The organism is Vibrio sp. 10N.286.46.A8 (assembly GCF_041470165.1).
GTDB classification, from domain to species: Bacteria; Pseudomonadota; Gammaproteobacteria; order Enterobacterales; family Vibrionaceae; genus Vibrio; species Vibrio tasmaniensis_A.
The window spans coordinates 26541-45556 of record NZ_JBFRLX010000070.1; the positions used below are offsets into that span (position 1 = coordinate 26541).

Here is a 19016-nt window from a genome sequence, read left to right on the forward strand (position 1 = left end):
AATGGAAAGAAATACAGAAGTAAAACTGAGTGCTTACATCAAGAAAGTCGGTGAACAAAATGATGTTACTGATGCGACTCAAAAGTTCAATGTCACACCCAATGGCGCACAAAAGATTATTGCGCAAATCCGAGAGGGAAGTTGGTTCTTAGGAAAGGTCAACATCGTACCGGTTAAGCACCAAAAAGGTGAAGCAATTGGCCTTGGTGTAACAGGCATGATTGCTAGCCGTACCGATACCTCAGGTGATGGTGAGCGTAAACCTCAAGATCATTCAAGTACTGACTCAATGCCATACATGTGTGAACAAACCAATTTTGATACTGCAGTTCGTTACGAGAAGGTTGACGCTTGGGCGCATGATAAAAACTTCAGCAGAATCCTGTCCACTGAGACTCGTAAGCAAATTGATTCAAATAAAGTCACCATTGGTTGGTATGGCGAACGAGTCGAGAAGACAACCAACCGTAAGACATCCCCACATGGTGAAGACGTTAATATTGGCTGGTATCAAGCCATGCGTGCTCACAATGCAGCTCGTCTGATTTCAGAAATCGTTGATGGCTCTAGCGTCATTCGTATCGGTGAAGGCGGTGATGGTTCAGTAGGTAAAGAGAAAGGCGATTTCGTTAACCTTGATCTAGCGGTATTGAATGTAAAAACGCTGCTTCACCCTGCTTGTGAAGATGACAGTAACTTAGTCGCAATCATTGGCTCTGACTTACTTGGCTATGACAAAGCCAAGTTCTACGAAGCGCACGGCAATACGCCAAGCGAAAAAGGCAAAATCCAAGAGCTGCAAGTCATTGGCTCTTATGGCGGTCTGCCTGCTGTGAAAGTACCAGGCTTTCCTTCAACGGGCATCATGGTCACCAGTTACGACAATCTATCCATCTACATTCAAACAGATTCTATTCGTCGCTCTGTTGGTAAGAAGAACGACGCCAAAGACCAAATTGAAAACTTTGAGTCGATGAATATGGCTTACGTGATTGAAGAGCTAGGTAAAGCCGCCGCGATCGAATTCAAAAACGTGAAGCTTTGGATTAACAATGCCTGGCATTAAGCCAAGCGCTAAACACTAACACCCCCTCAATGCAGGCTCTATTGCTATTTCAGGTGCGCTTTGGTGCTAACTGTTATTCGCGATTGTCGGCCTGCATTCCCTAACCCAACAAGGATAAATCATGGAATTTGTCGGCAACAAAAACAAAACGTATCAATCTCAGTTGCCAGCAACGAGCAAATACCCAGTACTGAACATTTCAGAGTTTCAGTCTCTGTACCATTTCCAAAGCAATGAGACAGAGGCAGGCATTCTGCATCACGCGAAGGTGTCACGCATCAAAGTGCATTCCGAGCTTAAAGACACCTTAGTGCCTTTTGCTAGTTTGACGGCGTTATCCCAAAAGCGCTTTGGTGATAATGACTCGGCCGAAACACTTTACAAGCAGGCTGTGTTCGCATTAACCGCCGCTCAACTGATTAGCGTGCAAATGAGTGGTGATGCCACCGCCGATGCGGCAGACAGACAAGAAGCGCTCACCAGTAAGAAAGAAGAGTGCGAAGTCCAGTACCGCCAAGCGGTAGACATACTAATTCACGCAGAAGAAACCTACTGCTTCGAGAGAGTGTAATGAAAGCACTGCAAAGCTTAACGGATTTATTCAAAAGCCATGTGACAGATGCGGCCAAAATGGATGTGTGGGCAGAGGATGGCGCTTTATTTTGTGGACAAGGTGCTTTTGTCGATGGGTTTGAAATTGAATACACCGCAATCGTTTTTTTGCAAAGCGCCAAGTTAGAGCCGCAAGTTTTGTTTATGCATTTAGTCAGCTGGCTTAATAAGTTCGACCCAGAGCGAGCAGAAAAAGGCTTACCCATGCCGACGTTCGCGCTAGAGCCTCTCGACAACGGTGTGTTTGACCTCAAGCTGAAAATTGATGTACGCGAAGAGTTCGACCTTCAAGAAAGCGAACAAGGAAATTGGAAGCAAGGTGATACCCGTTATGAATGTGTCAGTGGTTTTGAAGCGCGAGCCGATGAAGACCAACTCGGTGAATTGGTCCACTTTGTCGGCCACTTAGATGATTTGCCATGAGTGAATTAACACTCGCGACGCCTGAACAACTGACTCAAGTTGTGGAAAGTTTAGTGCTTACGGCCAGTGATAAGTTTGAGCTGAATAAACGAATGGCCAACCGAGCACGGCAGTTCTTTCGTCAGCAAATTCGCGCTCAACGAGATATAGACAACAACCCGTACCAAAGCCGAACGCGGCGAAAGACAACCCAACTATGGGATGGCACCCAAGCGCAGAACACCGTTAACAATAAAAACATGCTGCTCGGTTTTGGTAAGGCATTAAGAACTCACGTAACAGAAGATAGCTTTGAGATTGGCCTAAAAGGTGTCGCGGGTCGCATCGGCCAAGAGCACAACCAAGGCTCTCAAGTGTCATTCACGACTCGCGTTAATGGCCACTACAACAGCAAAACAGGTCAATGGACAGGCGGCATGAGAACCAAGCGCAATTATCAAATGCCCAAACGAACCTTCATTGGTTGGACGCCTGCTCTAGAGCGAGAGCTACTCGCCATGGCAGCGGAACACTTTGCACTAGAGGATGCAGCTTAATGGATAAACAAGTAGAGAAACCCAAAGTACCCACCTTCAAGATTAAGCCCGCAACTAAAGGTTTAATCGTGAAAGACCCGATTACCCGAGAGCCACTGAAAGCTGCAGGTGAAGAAAAGCCTCGTAACGCTTACTGGCTACGTCGACTCGCTGAAGAAAGTGTCGAGGATATCGACAAAACAGCCAAGCCCACAGCCAAGAAGGAAAATAAATAATGACTATTGGTTTTGCTGAAGTACCAAGCACCACTCGCGTTCCAGGTGTCTACATTGAAATTGATAATAGCCTGGCAAACAGTGCAGAAGACTTGCAAGTTGTCTTGGTGATCGGTAATGCGGTCAGTGGTGCAAAGGTCGCTCACAATAAAGTCACGCTTTGTATGGATGAGACAAAAGCGGCAGACTCGTTTGGTGCTAATAGTGACATCGTGGAAATGATCACCTACTTCCGCAAGCAAGATAAAACCATGCCTATCTTTGCAATTAGTGTTGACAGTGGTGATACAGCAAGCGCTTTAGCCGCATTGGGTGATGTTCAGTATCACCACATCATGTGCTCATTGAATGACAGCACCACCATTCGTGAGCTAGGTACTTTCCTTGAAAATCGATACAGCGCATTAGAGCAAGTACCAGGCATCGCGTATCTGCCGAAGAAAGGCACACACGCAGAGCTCATCACCTTTGCACCAACAAGCAATTGCGCGTTAATCAACTTCCTGCCAATCAACAACTTTGGTGACTCTAAAGACCAAGCGTTATCAGATGCAAAAGCGATTGGTGCATGGGTAGGTCAAATCGCCCCGTCATTGGCTATCGACCCTTGCAGACCGCTACAAACACTCAAGTTAAACGGTGTTTACTCACTGGCAACACAGGAGTGGGATTGGGCTGAACGCAACCTCTTTTTGTATGAAGGCTTGAGTACCTACACGGTGAACTCAGCGAATGAAGTGTTAATTGAACGTGCCGTGACGGCTTACACCGAAAACGCAGCTGGCGTAACAGACAACAGTTACCTCGATGTCATGACACCTGCAACCGCCATGTACTTCCGTCAGAAACAGCGCTCGTTGATCTTAAGTACCTACCCTCGTCATAAAGTTGCGAAAGACGGTACCAAATTCGCCAAAGGTCAGCCGATTGTCACGCCGACCATGATCAAGGGCAAGCTGTTGACCTTGTATCGAGATCTGGAATACCAAGGCATCGTGCAAGATTTCGATGGCTACAAAAAGTCGCTCATTGTCGAGCTTGATAAAACCAACAAGCAGCGCGTCAACTACCAAGATTCACCACAGTTCGTGAACGGTTTGATTATCGTTGCGGGTAAAATTCAATTTAGGAAGTAAGTCATGGGAACAAAAATTACTAGCCGTGCCGTCCTTAACGCAGGCTCATTGGGTCGCCTTCCCCTTAAAGAAGGCGCTGAATTCGGTATGGGCAACATGAAGCGCGAAACCATCATGGGTGACGATGGCGTATTGGGTTTCTCTGAACAGTTCTCAGATGCGCCTTTCATCAAGTGCACCATCATTCACGCTCAAGACACCGATGAGAAAGCCATTGCTGATTTTGTGGGTGAGGACATCACCCTAGAAACGAACACGAGCCGCGCATACACCTTGAAAGGCGCATGGACAGTCGACCCACTTAGCGTAGCGGTAAAAGATGGTCAGCTTGAAGTGGTCTTCAACGGTGACGAGCTCATCCCGCAGTAAGGAGCAATACCATGATATCCATACTGATGAAACGAGAGGCTCTGAAGGACAAACCATTAACGGTTGAAACCTTTGAAGCTACCGACAGTGTCGACCTTCTCAACGACGTTGGCGAAATGAACGGGGCAACATTAAGCCAATCCGTTCGCACTGCTTTTGCTGATAAGCCCTGGGAAGAAACACAGAACGTGTTTAAGCAAGACCAAAGCCGCTTGCGTACTTTGTCTGGCTCGAAAGAGAAGGACCCATACAAACAAGAGCTCATTAACAAGTACCGCCCGCTGGTTGAAAAGCTACTGGTTACCCACAAAGGCGACTATGGCAACCTCGATGTGATGTGGTGCTTTTATATGTGGCACTTTGACCTTGGCCAGTTTGAAGAGATCCACGATGACTTTCGAGCGGCCATCAATGGCGGATTAGAAACACCGGCTAATTTCAAAGTGAATGGTCAAACGGGCTTCTGTGATTACGTGTTTAAGTACACGCACAAAGCGCACACCGACAAAAAAGAGTACAAGCGCGAATACCTGCTTAAAGCCGTGAATGATTTACTGGCGGGTGAGATTGCTACCAACGCTCCACTTAAAGTGAAAATGTTCCGCCTAGTCGGTGACTGGCACCTTGAAGCTGGCGAAAAAGAAAAGGCGCACAACCTGTTTGAGATAGTGATGAAACTAGACCCACAGAAAGGCGGCGTGAAGAAGAAACTAGAAGCATTACAAAAGGAGCTTGGTTATGACCAACCCCATTAAAGACGAGTCACAAATCAAGGTCGCTGAACTGGCCTCGCCTATTGAAAAAGACGGCAAAGCGCTTACGCATATTGATATCAGTAAGCCACACTCTGGGCATTTGCGAGGGTTGAGCTTGATAGATGTGTGCGGAATGAAGTTTGAAGCAGGACAAACCCTATTGCCTCGAATCTCTTGCTTGAACGAGCGTGACATTATCAACATGCCCCCAGAGAACTGGGCGCCATTGCTCACGACGCTTGCCTCTTTTTTCGTCGCGACGGAATAGTTATAGATCGAGTTGAAGACTATTACGCAGATATCGCCCTTGTGTTCCATTGGCCGCCAAGCGAAATAGACAAACTCAGCTACGACGATCTATTACTGTTTCGAGAGCTGGCCAGACAAAGGCACGAACAAACACCACAAGAGAGCGAATAAGCTCTCTTTTTTGTATCAACAAAAGGCTATCCAGAATGAAAATGAAACTGTCTGTTCTCATGGACATGAAAGATAAAACTTCGGCCGTTCTCAAAGGGATGAATGGCGAGAGTGATCATTACGCCAAGTCCATTAAGAAAGTACAGAAGACACAGGCTGATGACTCTGCCGCAATGGGGATGATTGACTCGTTCAAAAGCTCACGGAAAGCAATGAATAAGAATGCCATTGCTGTTGCTGCGGTCAGCGAAAAGCTTGAAGAGTTAAAAGTCAAAGCGGCAGGCGTTGAATCCCCAAGTGCGGCTCTAACAGAGAAAATTACAAAGCAACAAGCTAAGTTGAGCAAGCTGAACACCGAGCAAGAGGGTTACAAATCCCATTTAGAGAAGCTCGATACCCAGTTAAAAAAGACAGGCGTGAATACGGGAAATCTCGATGGTGAGTACGACCGACTGAATCGAAGTTATAAGAAACACGGTAAGGAGATAGGAAGACTCAGTAAGCGTTATACCACCTTACAAGGAGTCATGAGCCCGATTCAAAAGCTGAACCGTTCCATCAAGTTTCCAAAAGTCGGCACTGCAGCGGCAGGAAAAGGGGCCGTGCTGTTAAGTGGTTTAAGCTTTGCTGGGTTAGTGACGCAAGTGAATGGTGCTGCAGGTGAAATGGACAACCTGGCAAAGACATCGGCGACCCTAAAATTACCTATTGAAGAACTTCAAGCAATGCAGTCCCAGGCTGAACATGCGGGGGTAAGCTCTGACGCATTGTCTAACTCAATGCTTCGCTTTACCAAACGACTTGGCGTGCTGCAAAAAACGGGGTCAGGTGCGTTAGGCTCTTACCTAAAGAAAAGTGAGAACGCGCTGCATAAAGACTTACAGGGAGCGCAAGACACCAAGCAGGCTTACGAGATGCTCCTTGAAGAGTTCTCTCAGCTTGAAACGCCTCAAGAGCAAATGGCCTTTGCCGATGCGGCCTTTGGACAAGACGGTCGTAAAATGCTGATCATGTTGCGTGAAGGCACTGAAGGACTAACGGCAGCAAGAAAAGAGCTCTATGAATTGGGTGGCGGTGCGACTGCAGAAGATGCGGCAAAAGCTGAAGCCTACAACGATTCTCTGCAAAAAATCGAAGAAAGCGTTCGCTCTATGAAATTTGCAGCACTTGCCCCCATCATGGAAAAAGCAACCCAAGCATTCACCCAGTTTTCTGAGAAGTTTAAGAACACAGCCTGGCGAACCGATTTTATCGAAAAGCTTATCCAAACCGTAGACGGTCTTTATCAAGGCTTTGAACTGTTAGGTAAAGGGCTTATTTGGTTAGCGCAAAACTTCAAGGGGATTCTGGCGACGGTCGCCATTCTAAAGGTAGCGTTGATTGCTTTAAATGCGGCTGTTCTGGCAAACCCAATCGGACTTATGGTGGCCGCAGTTGCCGCTGCAGTAATCGCGATTACTTATTTAATCGATAAGTTCATTGGCTTAGATAAAGTCATTAAATGGATTGGTGATGGCGTTGGTTGGTTATGGGATAAATTCAAAGCCCTAATCAACAAGCTGCCGGATGCGCTTATCCCCGATGGGTGGAAAATTCAAACTGATGAAGCTGGCCAAGAAGTCGATAACTTAGCCGCTAAACTCAACCGTATTGAAGACAAGAGCGCGACGCTTGGCATTACGACCAATGAAACCCAAAACCGAATTGAGCGAACCCAAACCGAGCAAGGTTATTATGCTTATCAAGCAGGTCGCGTTGAGCCTGTTATTGCAGACGCAACGTATGATTCGTTGGGTAATCAAATCGAACAAGGGCCCCATGCTTATCAAACTGGCGGATTCGAATCTACCAAGAAAAATGCAGCATATAGCCCATTGGGCAACCAAACCATTAAAAGTAAATCTGAAGTATCACTGACCATCAAGTCAGATAAACCAGTCGCGATCGAGAAAGCGCAAAGTGAAAAAGGCACAGATTTGAACTTAGATGTGGGGAATATGGTGGCGAGTTTTTAGCTTTCTGTGTTGAACTTCTTGCTCACGCCCAATGGTAGGGCGTGAACTATGAGTTCATGTTTGGGCTATACGATAAAACCGCTCGGTGATCTCAACAAGAGAGCATCTATTCATAATAGATAAATGCCCACAATACGAGTTAAACCATATATTGTGATGATAAAACTGAGTCGACTCTCTTTTAGAAATCAATAAAAGTTCTCAAAGGGTGTCCAAAGTTAACTACCCAACACATTATTCTAATAGTGTGAGCTGTCTTGCATTGTATAAAACTAATGGCACACATTACCCACAAGCAGTGCTTTTAAAAATCATATTAGGCTATGAATTTGCTACATTCCATGCCTACTGACCATGTGTCGACTTTAATATAAAATTAATTTTAATTGTATTTGGATAGGCTTAATAATGTCAAAAAATAAATATTGCTCTTGGTGCTATAGACTTACAGAGCATGAATTGACTGAAAGAAATTTATTATCTAGAAACTCTTTCCGCTGTGTGAGTTGCGGAAATGGGACTATAGAGTGTCGTTATTGCAACCATATGGCAAAAGGCTCCCCGAGTGATGAGACGCTTGAGCAAATAAAGAAGTCTAGATTATTCGGAAATAACGAGAGTAAGCCTCTAAAGCTAGTCGGAAAACTAAACAGCGCGTTAGCCAATATTGATCAAACTTGGAATAATGAACTCTGTGCTGAACATGATGGCACAATAGCTTCATTTAAGTCTTTAACAAAGCGTCTCAATAATATTGCGGATTATGAGTCTCTATTTGAGCGGGAGCAGTTGAATATAGCTAAACCAGCTAAACACGCTGCTTACGCAGGTGTGGGAATCATCGGTATTGGCTCAATGCTAGCCACAGGTGGCGGGTCTGGAGCAGTAGCTGCTGCTTTAGGAAACACAGGGTTACTCGGCGCAGCAGGGTCAGGAGCGACTATAGCTGGATTGAATGGAGCTGCATTAACGAGTGCATCTCTGGCTGCTATAGGCGGTTCTGTTGCTGCTGGCACCACATTAATTACAGCGAGTGGAGGAGCTTTAGGTGGTGTTCTAGGTGGTGTGCTGGCTAATAAATTTCATGGCGACGATGATAGCTTTGGTATAAGGAGTCTTAAGGAAATACCTACAGCAGATAAAACTATTTTTATTAATGGTTTTACCCAAAAAAATGAAATCGATTTCCATGATTGGCAAATGGAACACCTGTTTGCAGGGTATCGACACGATACCTTCGGTGTGAACTGGGATTCTAAAAGTAATGCTCGGCTAGGAGTGGCGTTTGCTGATGGTATAACTAAAAATGCAGCTGTTGGCATGCTTGCAGCGATAGGAAAACAAGGGAGTATACAAGCAGCAAAAAAATTAACACCTATCGGTTGGGCTAGCCTAGTTTCAGATCTTGTATCAAACCCTTGGCATTCTGCAATGCTAAGAGCTGCACAAGCTGGTGCTCAATTAGCTGAATGTATTTCTCGAACAGATAATCAAAAATTCAACTTAGTGGGACACTCCCTTGGTTGTAGAGTTATATTTTATACACTAATGGCATTGGGAACTAAGAAAGAGCGCTACATTAATGATGTTACTTTATTAGGAGGCGCAGTTGGTAAAGATGACTCTGAAAGTTGGCAAATTGTTCTAAATACTATTGATGGAAAGCTATATAACTGTTACAGCGAACAAGATATGGTTTTAAAACGTCTTTATGAATGTGCTAACGCAAAGCTATCGAAGCCAATCGGCTATTATCCGATACTGGCCCCTGAAGATAATCGTTTAATAAATACAGACTGTTCAGATCTAGTTGATTCTCACATGTCATGGAAGAAAAATTATTCAAGAGTTCTTGAACGCATCCATGCTAAACAACCTGAACGAAGGGACTCCAAAGAAGCTGCTATTTAGAATTAGGCACCGCCTAGTGGCAATAATGTAACTTGCTTAAACAAAAGCCCTTATTCATTTGAATAAGGGCTTTGTATTTGTAAAGGCTCGTTATTTGTTAAGTCACTCGGCTCCCCAAACAGATGTGCTTGCGAATTTTTCAATGCCCATAAGAATGAAGCTAAATTAATAAGGGGAGCTAGAATGGTCGTTAACCCACCAGAATTAGAACCGTTTTTCCATTTCGTTCGTGTATCTATTGTCAGTGCACTAGGTGGCGATGAAGAGTCATACAGTTCGAACGAAGCACTAGAGCAATATATAAACGCAACCAATAGCAATATCACTCCGTTACTCTACGACTTCTTCGTAAAATTCGATTACTTGTACGCGCTGCAGCAAGCAAACGCGCCACTAAGTACTGAAGAATCCGAAGTGCTACTTTCAGCCCAAGACTTGATTGACGAAGTACACCTTACTGTCATGTGGTCCCTTTCTTGTTAGTTCGCCATAAGTGCTTAAAATAATTGGGGTGTACCAAAAGTCTCATCTTGCTAGCTAACTGCCCCACTTCGTTTATACTAAGCGCAACTTATCTATAGGCTGTGATTTCAAAAAACGCATTGGTACACCTATAGTACACCTCATCCGATTGGAACCCTTTAATAACATGGCTCTCAAACCCACAATCTATAAGTTTCGTATTTCTTTAACCGATATGAATCGCGACTATTACGACTCTTTTAATCTAACGGTTGCTCAACACCCTTCTGAAACAGAACAGCGTATGATGGCTCGTATCATTGCTTTCTGTATCAATGCATCTCCTGAACTTGAGTTCACTAAAGGGTTGTCTAGCATTGAAGAACCCGATTTATGGCAGAAGTCGTTAGATGACCAAATCTTAGAGTGGATTGATGTTGGTGAACCCGATCCAGAACGTGTTAAGAAAGCGACTCGCCTATCCAAGTCAGTGAGCGTGTTCAGCTTCAACACAAAATCGAACGTTTGGTGGGAGCAGAACAAAGGTAAATTCGGTTACCTGAAAGCTCAGATCGTTCGTCTAGACAACGATGGTATTGAGCAACTAGCAGCGATGACACAACGTACTATGGATCTTTCAGTGATGCTGTCGGGTAACTCTGCGTTCGTAAACAGCGACACGCAATCTGCAGAAGTAACGTGGGAAGAGCTACAGAGTAATGACTGAGACCCAAACTCAGACTGAACCTCAGCGCCAAACTAAGCTCGAAGCGTGTTTGCAGCTCGCAGGTCTCGATTCAGTCAAAGCGCTGACGACTGGCTATGAAAAAGAGTTAAAGTCATTTATTGATGAAAACCATGCTCTGTTTAGACACGCTTGCGAGAACAAGCCGGACAACTCTGCACGTCAGACGTTGCTTGGCCTGTTAACCAAGGTACATATCGATGCAAGCTATCGCTTTGAAAGCAATAAAGAAGCGAATGAGGCAATGCAAAATGTATTCGATACTACAGTGGGCACTGAGCACAGCGACAAGTTTCAAAATTCTAACGCTCAGCAGTTAAAGTTAATCACTCATTTGTGGTTGTTCATTCAAGGACGACTAGGAATGGATTACAGCCTTGCTAATGATCATGCTGCTGTAGCCGCTACTCTGTTGTCTCGCATATCGAGAAGCAGTGATGATGAGATTCGCATAGAGTTTATGGCCAGTTTTTATGATGGTTTAAACCTCTATCAAGCTGAGAATAAGCCGTCCGGTTTTGTTCACCACTTTAAGCGTTTGTTTAATCTTACTTAAGCATTCCACCAGCTGCTGTACCCAAATTTGCGCTTTATAGATTCTGTAGAGCGCATCTAATTTCCGGTCCAACCAACCCACATCGAAAATGCAGATTCCCTATTACGCTCGTTCCTCACTTTAGGGAATGACAAAAGTTAACGAGTCTCTCATTCTGCAAGATCAGCAGCGTTTTTCTCTGAAAAGCTGTCGATAAAATACACACTGAACCCTCACACGCCGTCATCCCCGAGAAGGAGGAACGACTGAGTTGGGGATCTCATACCAAGTCAGAAACTACACAGACAAACAGATTCCCTATTACACTCGTTCCTCGCTTTAGAGAATGACGACATTCTCAGTCATTGCAGTTTACTTCATTGCAAGCACAAAAAAGCCCCCACAAGATACCGCGCTTCAGCACTGTTGTTTATCCGATTGCAACCCAAAAACCATACGTTAGAAACGAACAAAGTCTTGTTGTGATAATGATACTTCTCATAACACGACGAATTAAAGCTACGTATATGGCAAGGTTACTTTGCAACTATAACTTATCAATTTATTCAAAAAGTGCATATTTTTCAGATAATTATTCTCAAATGGAAATGTCAGTTATGTGACGGGCAGAAGCATTTTCTCTTGTGATGATAAGTACACTTAATTTTATAAAATGATAATAAAAAACCTGCAAATACAACTAACGTTAACTTTAAATTATCTTGTTTTATAAGCGGAGAATTAAAATGAAAATATGGTCTGTATCCTTTCTTGCAACTGCAGTAGCTGTCGCTCTAAGCAGTAATGCGATAGCTTGTACTGGGCTTATTGTTGGTAAAGAAGCGTCGAGCGACGGTAGCATTATGATTGCTCGTAATGAAGATTTTAGCATTAACAACTGGAACAAATACCTAAAGTATCGACCTGCGCAAGATAACCAAGAAGGTGACTGGCAGTTAGGTAACGGGTTAATTGTTCCGATGCCAAAGCACTTCTTTGCTTACTCTGCGATACCAGACTGGGATGCGGATACCGTTAATCGCGACGGAAAGTTTTATGAAGAACGTGGGATTAATGAACACAACGTTGCCATTTCAGCAACAACCAGCGCAGAAATAAACGACAAAGTCGCCAAGGTAGATCCTTTAATCGACAATGGCGTAATCGAAGCCATTATACCTACGTTAATCCTTCCTCAGGCAGAAAACGCAAAACAAGCCGTAGAGTTACTCGGTCATTACATCGAAACCTATGGTGCTGGTGAAGGAAACAGTCTCTATATTGCAGACACCAATGAGGCGTGGTTATTTGAAATTGGTTCAGGCCACCATTGGATTGCTGTAAAAGTACCAGATGACAGTTACGCCATGATTGCAAATGGCTTACGTGTACATGGTGTGAACTTGGCACACAAAGAGGTACTGCATTCAAAAGACATATTCGAGTTTGTAGAACAAAACAAACTGCTTGATAACGCAGATGAAAAATCTTTCAATTTTGCTAAAGCATTCGGAGTTATTGGTGATGAGTATAATATCGATCGTGAATGGTTAGGCCAAAAAATACTGACACCTTCGCTGCATCAACAAAGTCGCATGACGCAATACCCTTTGTTTATGAAACCTGATACAAAAATCTCAGTTGAAAATGTGGCAGAGGTACTTAGCGCGACTTATAAAGACACGGTTTTGGAAGGAAAATCGAAACGACCAATTAGAGTTGAACGTCAACTAGAGTCGCATATTATTCAGCTTCGCCCTGAGATGCCAGAAGAGCTTCAAGGTATTATTTGGCAAAGCTTCGGCGTGTTACCAGAATCTGTTTTAGTGCCGTTATACTCAACCCTACAAGATTACCCAAAAGCGTACCAAGTAGGCGATGATAACTACAGTGATGACTCTGCTTATTGGCAGTTCCGTAGTTTAACCGCCCTCGCTTCTACAAACCCAGATAAGTATTTACCAGTACTAAAAGCAACTTGGGACAAAGAAGAAACTCAACTATACAAGCAGGTCGCACACTTAGATAAAACGTTAACAGACATGTATAAAGTAGATAAACAAGCGGCTCTGAACATGGCTGCCGACTACTCATACGGACAGCTTAAGCGTACCTTAGATATGGCAACTGAGCTTAGATACAAAATGATTACAGATTTGACTAAAAGCACAGAGAAGAAATACTCAGAGGAAGAGTTTAAGAAAATAGTAAATCTGTAGGCTTATGAAGCAACCAATAAAAACGGAGCATAATGCTCCGTTTTTTTATCTGAATAGGTTTAGTTCTAACGCAGGCCGTGTAAGAACTCATGGCGCGTTGCTGGGTTTGATCTAAAAATACCCCCCAGAGCTGTTGTTGTTGTTTCGCTGGTTGCGTCCATTACACCACGAGATTTCACGCAGTAATGAACCGCATCCATGGTTACAGCAACATCATCCGTTTCTAGTAGCGTTTGCAATGCTACAAGGATTTGCTGTGTCATGCGCTCTTGAACTTGAGGACGTTGAGCAAAGAAACGAACGATTCGGTTGATCTTCGAAAGACCAATGATCTTACCTTGAGGAATGTAAGCGACTGCGGTTTTACCATCAATGGTGACTAAGTGATGCTCACATGTGCTGGTGACGGTAATGTCTTTTACACGAACCATTTCACGAACACCCATCTTGTTTTCGATCACGGTGATTTTAGGGAAATTGGCGTAATCCAAACCAGAGAAAATCTCATCCACATACATTTTTGCAATACGTTGCGGCGTTTCTTCCAGACTGTCATCTGCAAGATCAAGTTCAAGGAGAGTTAGAATCTCACGCATATGGTGTTCGATTCGTTCCTTTTTCTCTTCTCGGCTAACCTGGTTAGGACGCATTGGTGTCTCTAATCCGCGGCTTGCTAGCGCATCTTTAACCAACTTCGCTGATTCGCTAAGACCTGACATTGAACTTCCTCTTTTAATACCCCTTCTGGATGGCAAACAAGGATACTCGGAATTTTGATTAAATACACCCATATTTTAAGGGAGGTCATTATTTACGGGGCTTAAACTATGCTAAAGTGGCTGCAATTTCGTTGGCGAACAACCGTGATTTGATAATTATCGAGCCACCATTGTCAACCACTAAATCAAAATAATAACGACCAAAGGATTTCAATTATGGGCTGTTGCGACGCTCCGGGCTTAATGCCAATTGAAGAAGCACTAGATAAGCTGCTATCACCAATCAAACCAATCCAAACGACTTTTTCTCTACCTCTTGCTGAAGCATTAGGTTATGTCCTTGCTGAAGATATTCTTTCCCCTATTTTCGTACCTCCTTTTGATAACTCAGCAATGGATGGCTATGCACTGCGCTTAGCAGACCTAGAGAACGGTAAAGTACTACCATTAGCAGGCAAATCTTTTGCAGGCCAACCGTTCGAAGGTGAATGGCCAAGCAACACCTGTATTCGCATTATGACTGGCGCAAAGATCCCTGAGGGCTGTGACGCCGTAATCATGCAAGAAAATACGGCCGAAACTGAGGCTGGGATTGAGATTCAACAAGACGACATCAAGCTGAACAATAACATTCGCCCTACTGGTGATGACATCAAACAAGGTGATATCGTTCTTAGCCGCGGTGAACGTTTAACACCTCGTGACATTCCAATGATTGCTTCGCTGGGTGTGAGCCACGTGACAGTGTTACAGAAGCCTAAAGTCGCGTTCTTCTCTACCGGCGATGAGTTAAAACCACTAGGTCAACCTCTTGAAGACGGTCAGATCTACGACAGCAACCGCTACGGCATTAAACCACTAATTGAAGCGTTTGGTTGTGAAGCTATAGACCTAGGCATCATCCCAGATTGCACTGCAACGCTTAAAGAGACGTTCGAGAAAGCACAGCAAATAGCAGACGTGGTTGTGACTTCTGGCGGCGTAAGCGTTGGCGAAGCAGATTACACCAAAGATATTTTGGAAGAACTCGGTCAAATCGGCTTCTGGAAGCTAGCTATCAAGCCCGGTAAACCGTTCGCATTTGGTGAATTGGATAACGCATGGTTCTGTGGCTTACCGGGTAACCCAGTGTCGGCAATGATGACCATGTATGTTTTGGTTCAGCCTATGCTTGCTAAATTGGCTGGTCACACAGCGTGGACAGCGCCGGAATCTATTCCTGCTATCACCAAGTCTGCATTCAAAAAAGGCCCAGGCCGTACTGATTACCAGCGTGGCATCTACTCGATTGAAAACGGTCAGTTTGTGGTAGAAACAACAGGTAACCAAAGCTCTGGCGCTTTCCGCTCAATGAGTTTAGCAAACTGCTTTGTGGTACTAGAGCGCGAACGCGGCCGTGTTGAAGTCGGTGAAACGGTTCAGATCCAACTGTTTAACTCGACGCTTTACTAACGAGGCTTACTGATGGAAATACTGTCTGACGCAGAGATACTTCGCTACAATCGTCAAATCATTCTTAAGCAGTTTGATTTTGAAGGCCAAGAAGCACTAAAGCAGAGCTCAATCTTAGTATTAGGGGCTGGAGGCTTAGGTTGTGCCTCCGCTCAATACCTTGCGACTGCGGGCATTGGTAAGCTAACACTGATCGATGATGATATTGTCGAGCTTTCTAACTTGCAACGACAAGTCCTTCACACCGATGCTGACATTGGTAAGAAGAAGGTCGATTCTGCCGCTGAGTCGCTGCAGGTATTGAACCCTCATCTGACAATTGAAACTGTCGACCACAGGCTTGATGACCAAGCTCTTGGCAAGTTGATTGAAACTCACTCGCTTGTTCTCGACGCAAGTGACAACGTAGAAACACGTAATCAGTTGAACCGCTTGTGCTACGCATCGAAAACGCCATTAGTTTCAGGTGCTGCGATTCGCATGGAAGGTCAGATTAGCGTATTCACTTATCAAGACGCCGACGCGCCGTGTTATCAGTGCTTGAGTGCTCTATTCGGCAACGCTGCACTAAGCTGTGTTGAAGCCGGTGTGATGGCACCGGTAGTTGGCATGGTGGGCGCAGCTCAGGCTTTGGAAGCTATCAAAGTTATTGCTAAGTTTGGACAACCAAAGCAAGGCAAACTTTTAATTCTCGATGCCATGTCTCACAGCTGGCGTGAAATGAATTTAATGAAGATGCCTAATTGCTCGGTGTGCGGATAGACTAAGCATATCCCCCCCCTAATCGACAACCTAAGCCTTGACTAAAAGTCAGGGCTTTTTTAGGTCTCAACATCAGCTTCTCAAATCGATTTATCAATTTGAAATGATCTATAAAAGATTAGTTTCATTTGAATTCTCATTTTGAGAATATATTGCACATCTCAGTAATTTAGAATATAAACAATAAAAATCAACAACTTAAAAGTGGCACGTAACTTGTAAAAGTATCTAGACCTTCTATGACAAGGATGTAGATATGAGAATTACAACGTTAAGTTTGCTATTAAGTGCGCCTTTGGTCGCCAACGCAGCGCCATTCGATACCTGTCCGAGCCAGGCTTACCTATTCCAATCGACACCCGTACAAGTTTGGGGCGTGAACCTAGTGACAGGCTCAACCACCCTGTTAGAAGACGATACGGGCATGAACGCCAATATCAATGGTGTTGGTTTCGACTTTCAAGACAGATATATTTATGGCTATGACACTACCAACAAACGCTTGGTGCGCCTTGGACAGGATTTCCAAGCAGAAGTGATCAATACCAGTGGATTACCAACCGATCACACTTTCTATGTCGGCGATGTCTATGACCATGTGTATTACCTTTACCGTACAGGAAAAGGCTTGTTCACCGTTGATCTATCGCCGTTAGACGCCGACCCAAACGCAACTGTTACAGTTAACAAAATAGCTGGTAGCCCGGCAACCGTAAAACTGACTGATTTCGCTTTCCACCCAAGTGATGGTTCTTTATATGGTATCGATAATAACTCCGGAGGCTTATACAGCTTCAATCCTACAACCGGTGCCGAAACTTACATCGGTGATACTGGTGAGTTAGGTACATTCGGAGCGGGTTATTTTGATGTAAACGGCTATTACTACGTATCTCGAAATCAAGACGGGAAAATCTACCGTATCAATCTGTCTCCAGACAACGCGAGCAATATCGCAGCAGGAATTGTTCCAGCCGTTGAATTTGTATCGAATGGGCCTTCTTCTAATCAAAATGATGGCGCTCGTTGTGCGAATGCGCCAGTTGTGGATGAAGATTCCAACATCGACTTTGGTGATGCGCCAGACAGCTACCTAACCCTACTCGCCAGCAATGGTCCTCGACATGAACTTGATGGTGTGACTTGGTTAGGCACTGATGCACCCGATGCCGACCTTGATGGCTACGTAACTCCACAATCGGATGAAAGTGTTGGCATTGATGACGAGTGGGCAAACGGTGGTATCGGTTTTGTTACGGCGCTTGAAGCCGGGCTTGATTCAAAAGTGGTGATTGAAGCTTCAACAACCGGTTACCTTTCGGCGTGGATTGACTGGAACCAAGATGGCAGCTTCGATGGTGCTAACGAGCAAGTATTTACCGACTACCAACTGGATGCTGGTGAAAACGATCTGTTCCTAAATGTCGATATCAACGCACTAACGGGGACTACTTGGGCTCGCTTCAGATTCAGCCAACAAACCAACCTGAGCTACTTTGGTGGTTCGACATCTGGTGAGGTAGTTGATATTCAAGTTGATGTTCTTAACGACGGCGCTACAGCCCGTTACTTCCCAAGTGCTTCTGGTTACGCAACCTTGGCGTATGAAGATAACTGGCCTTATAAAGCTGATTACGACATGAATGATGCTGTGATTATGTATCGCATCACAGAGATCTTAAAAGACGGAAAAGTGGTTAAATCCACCATCGATGGACGTCTTGCTGCAGTAGGTGCTTCGTACAGAAATGGTTTTGCGGTTCGACTTCCTAATCTAGACCCAAGCTTAGTGAGTAGCGGAAGTTCTTACATGAAGCACAATGGTGTGTTCACTGATTTAGACTTGGAGCAAGGACGTAGCGAGGCAATCTTTGTTATTGCTAACGACCTTACAGAGAAAATCAGTACTAGTTGTACCTTCTACCGCACCATCAGCTCTTGTAAAGAAGATGAGCAATTCGCTTTCCAAATCGGGATTACTTTAGCTGGCGATGGAGTGAGTACTGACAGTTGGACTGACATGCCTTACGACCCGTTCATCTTCGCAACGCCTGGGTATTATCATGGTGAAAACCTACCTCTACATCCAGGGCGCAGCTGGGAGGTGCATTTGCCAGACCAAGCTCCAACCGAGGCATTTGATACCGCTAATCTCTTTGAAACAGGACTAGGCGTTGATGACAGTAATCCATCAACAGGCAAATATTTCAAAACCGCAGACAACCACCCTTGGGCACTGCTGATTACTTCAGACACGGAATGGCAATGGCCACTGGAATATGTAGATATCGTCACCGCCTATCCAAACTTTGCGAACTTTGCTGAATCCGGCGGTACTCAATCCACCGATTGGTTCCAAACACCTGCCGCTGACCAATGTTACTTGCCTTAGGAGAATGATTATGAATATGCCAATTAAACAGACAGTAACAAACGGTCGCCGGAACTTTAACAATGCTATCTTATCTAGTCTGTCGAATGCTGCACTTAAGAAAAATACGGCTCAGTCGCAGTCAATACGTATTCCATTACTAATCGCATCACTAACGTTGGTAGGGTGTGGTGGCGGAGGCGGCGATGGAGGAGCATCAACTCCTAACCCATCGCCTTCAACACCAGCGGTGACAGTACCAGTGACGTCAACACCAGTGACGTCAACACCAG

Annotated in this window: 20 protein-coding genes and 1 pseudogene; 20 read left to right on the forward strand and 1 reads right to left on the reverse strand. The window is 44.6% G+C overall.

The annotated features are described in order from the left end of the window. The first annotated feature begins 1 nt into the window (after position 1). From AB4232_RS08245 to AB4232_RS08320, 16 genes are all read left to right on the forward strand, one after another. The gene (locus AB4232_RS08245) at positions 2 to 1066 is read left to right on the forward strand and encodes a phage major capsid protein, P2 family (protein WP_372086905.1); all 1065 of its coding nucleotides are present in this window, start codon (positions 2 to 4) and stop codon (positions 1064 to 1066) included. 121 nt (positions 1067 to 1187) lie between these two features. Continuing rightward, a complete protein-coding gene (locus AB4232_RS08250) occupies positions 1188 to 1637 on the forward strand; it encodes a head completion/stabilization protein (protein WP_372086906.1) in 450 nt (149 codons plus the stop codon). Next, positions 1637 to 2101, forward strand: a complete 465-nt coding sequence (locus AB4232_RS08255; RefSeq protein WP_372086907.1) for a phage tail protein — start codon at positions 1637 to 1639, stop codon at positions 2099 to 2101. Before AB4232_RS08250 ends, AB4232_RS08255 begins: the two co-directional genes overlap by 1 nt. Next, positions 2098 to 2637 carry a phage virion morphogenesis protein gene (locus tag AB4232_RS08260; protein WP_372086908.1) on the forward strand — a complete coding sequence of 180 codons (540 nt, stop codon included), beginning with the start codon at positions 2098 to 2100 and terminating at the stop codon, positions 2635 to 2637. The genes AB4232_RS08255 and AB4232_RS08260 overlap by 4 nt, the downstream gene beginning before the upstream one ends. Continuing rightward, the gene (locus AB4232_RS08265; protein WP_372086909.1) at positions 2637 to 2852 is read left to right on the forward strand and encodes a DUF2635 domain-containing protein; all 216 of its coding nucleotides are present in this window, start codon (positions 2637 to 2639) and stop codon (positions 2850 to 2852) included. The genes AB4232_RS08260 and AB4232_RS08265 overlap by 1 nt, the downstream gene beginning before the upstream one ends. Beyond that, positions 2852 to 3988: a phage tail sheath subtilisin-like domain-containing protein gene (locus AB4232_RS08270; protein WP_372086910.1), complete on the forward strand. Its 1137-nt coding sequence runs from the start codon at positions 2852 to 2854 to the stop codon at positions 3986 to 3988. The genes AB4232_RS08265 and AB4232_RS08270 overlap by 1 nt, the downstream gene beginning before the upstream one ends. A 3-nt stretch (positions 3989 to 3991) precedes the next feature. Continuing rightward, positions 3992 to 4357, forward strand: coding sequence for a phage tail tube protein (locus AB4232_RS08275; protein ID WP_065105953.1), 366 nt, complete (start codon positions 3992 to 3994; stop codon positions 4355 to 4357). A gap of 11 nt (positions 4358 to 4368) precedes the next feature. Then, complete coding sequence (gene gpM, locus AB4232_RS08280; RefSeq protein WP_372086911.1) at positions 4369 to 5112, forward strand: phage terminase small subunit; 744 nt, start codon at positions 4369 to 4371, stop codon at positions 5110 to 5112. Then, positions 5096 to 5380, forward strand: coding sequence for a phage tail assembly protein (locus AB4232_RS08285; RefSeq protein ID WP_102258091.1), 285 nt, complete (start codon positions 5096 to 5098; stop codon positions 5378 to 5380). Before gpM ends, AB4232_RS08285 begins: the two co-directional genes overlap by 17 nt. Before the next feature lie 32 nt (positions 5381 to 5412). Continuing rightward, positions 5413 to 5532 (forward strand): GpE family phage tail protein, encoded by a 120-nt coding sequence (locus tag AB4232_RS08290; protein ID WP_258182968.1) that lies wholly within the window; start codon positions 5413 to 5415, stop codon positions 5530 to 5532. A 35-nt stretch (positions 5533 to 5567) separates the two neighbouring features. Further along, positions 5568 to 7547: a hypothetical protein gene (locus AB4232_RS08295; RefSeq protein ID WP_372086912.1), complete on the forward strand. Its 1980-nt coding sequence runs from the start codon at positions 5568 to 5570 to the stop codon at positions 7545 to 7547. 408 nt (positions 7548 to 7955) lie between these two features. Further along, positions 7956 to 9458 carry a DUF726 domain-containing protein gene (locus AB4232_RS08300; protein WP_372086913.1) on the forward strand — a complete coding sequence of 501 codons (1503 nt, stop codon included), beginning with the start codon at positions 7956 to 7958 and terminating at the stop codon, positions 9456 to 9458. 183 nt (positions 9459 to 9641) lie between these two features. Then, a complete protein-coding gene (locus tag AB4232_RS08305; protein WP_372086914.1) occupies positions 9642 to 9941 on the forward strand; it encodes a hypothetical protein in 300 nt (99 codons plus the stop codon). A gap of 166 nt (positions 9942 to 10107) precedes the next feature. Beyond that, entirely contained in the window at positions 10108 to 10647 is a 540-nt protein-coding gene (locus AB4232_RS08310) for a YaeQ family protein (RefSeq protein ID WP_004731545.1), read from the forward strand. Then, positions 10640 to 11221 carry a hypothetical protein gene (locus AB4232_RS08315; RefSeq protein WP_372086915.1) on the forward strand — a complete coding sequence of 194 codons (582 nt, stop codon included), beginning with the start codon at positions 10640 to 10642 and terminating at the stop codon, positions 11219 to 11221. The genes AB4232_RS08310 and AB4232_RS08315 overlap by 8 nt, the downstream gene beginning before the upstream one ends. Positions 11222 to 11946: 725 nt before the next feature. Further along, a complete protein-coding gene (locus AB4232_RS08320; protein WP_135383752.1) occupies positions 11947 to 13419 on the forward strand; it encodes a C69 family dipeptidase in 1473 nt (490 codons plus the stop codon). 65 nt (positions 13420 to 13484) lie between these two features. Here the strand turns inward: AB4232_RS08320 and folE are convergent, their stop codons facing one another. Beyond that, on the reverse strand, positions 13485 to 14138 hold the full coding sequence (folE, locus tag AB4232_RS08325) for a GTP cyclohydrolase I FolE (RefSeq protein ID WP_004731548.1): 654 nt from the start codon (positions 14136 to 14138) through the stop codon (positions 13485 to 13487). Positions 14139 to 14354: 216 nt separating this feature from the next. Here folE and moeA point away from each other — a divergent pair, with 216 nt between their 5' ends. The 4 genes and pseudogenes from moeA to AB4232_RS08345 form a co-directional block, all read left to right on the forward strand. After that, positions 14355 to 15590 (forward strand): molybdopterin molybdotransferase MoeA, encoded by a 1236-nt coding sequence (gene moeA / locus AB4232_RS08330; protein ID WP_135383751.1) that lies wholly within the window; start codon positions 14355 to 14357, stop codon positions 15588 to 15590. Between the two features lie 12 nt (positions 15591 to 15602). After that, a complete protein-coding gene (moeB, locus tag AB4232_RS08335) occupies positions 15603 to 16352 on the forward strand; it encodes a molybdopterin-synthase adenylyltransferase MoeB (RefSeq protein WP_135383750.1) in 750 nt (249 codons plus the stop codon). A gap of 256 nt (positions 16353 to 16608) precedes the next feature. Beyond that, entirely contained in the window at positions 16609 to 18744 is a 2136-nt protein-coding gene (locus AB4232_RS08340) for an LruC domain-containing protein (protein WP_135383749.1), read from the forward strand. A gap of 10 nt (positions 18745 to 18754) precedes the next feature. Next, positions 18755 to 19016: pseudogene (locus AB4232_RS08345) on the forward strand (hypothetical protein); the annotation flags it as partial.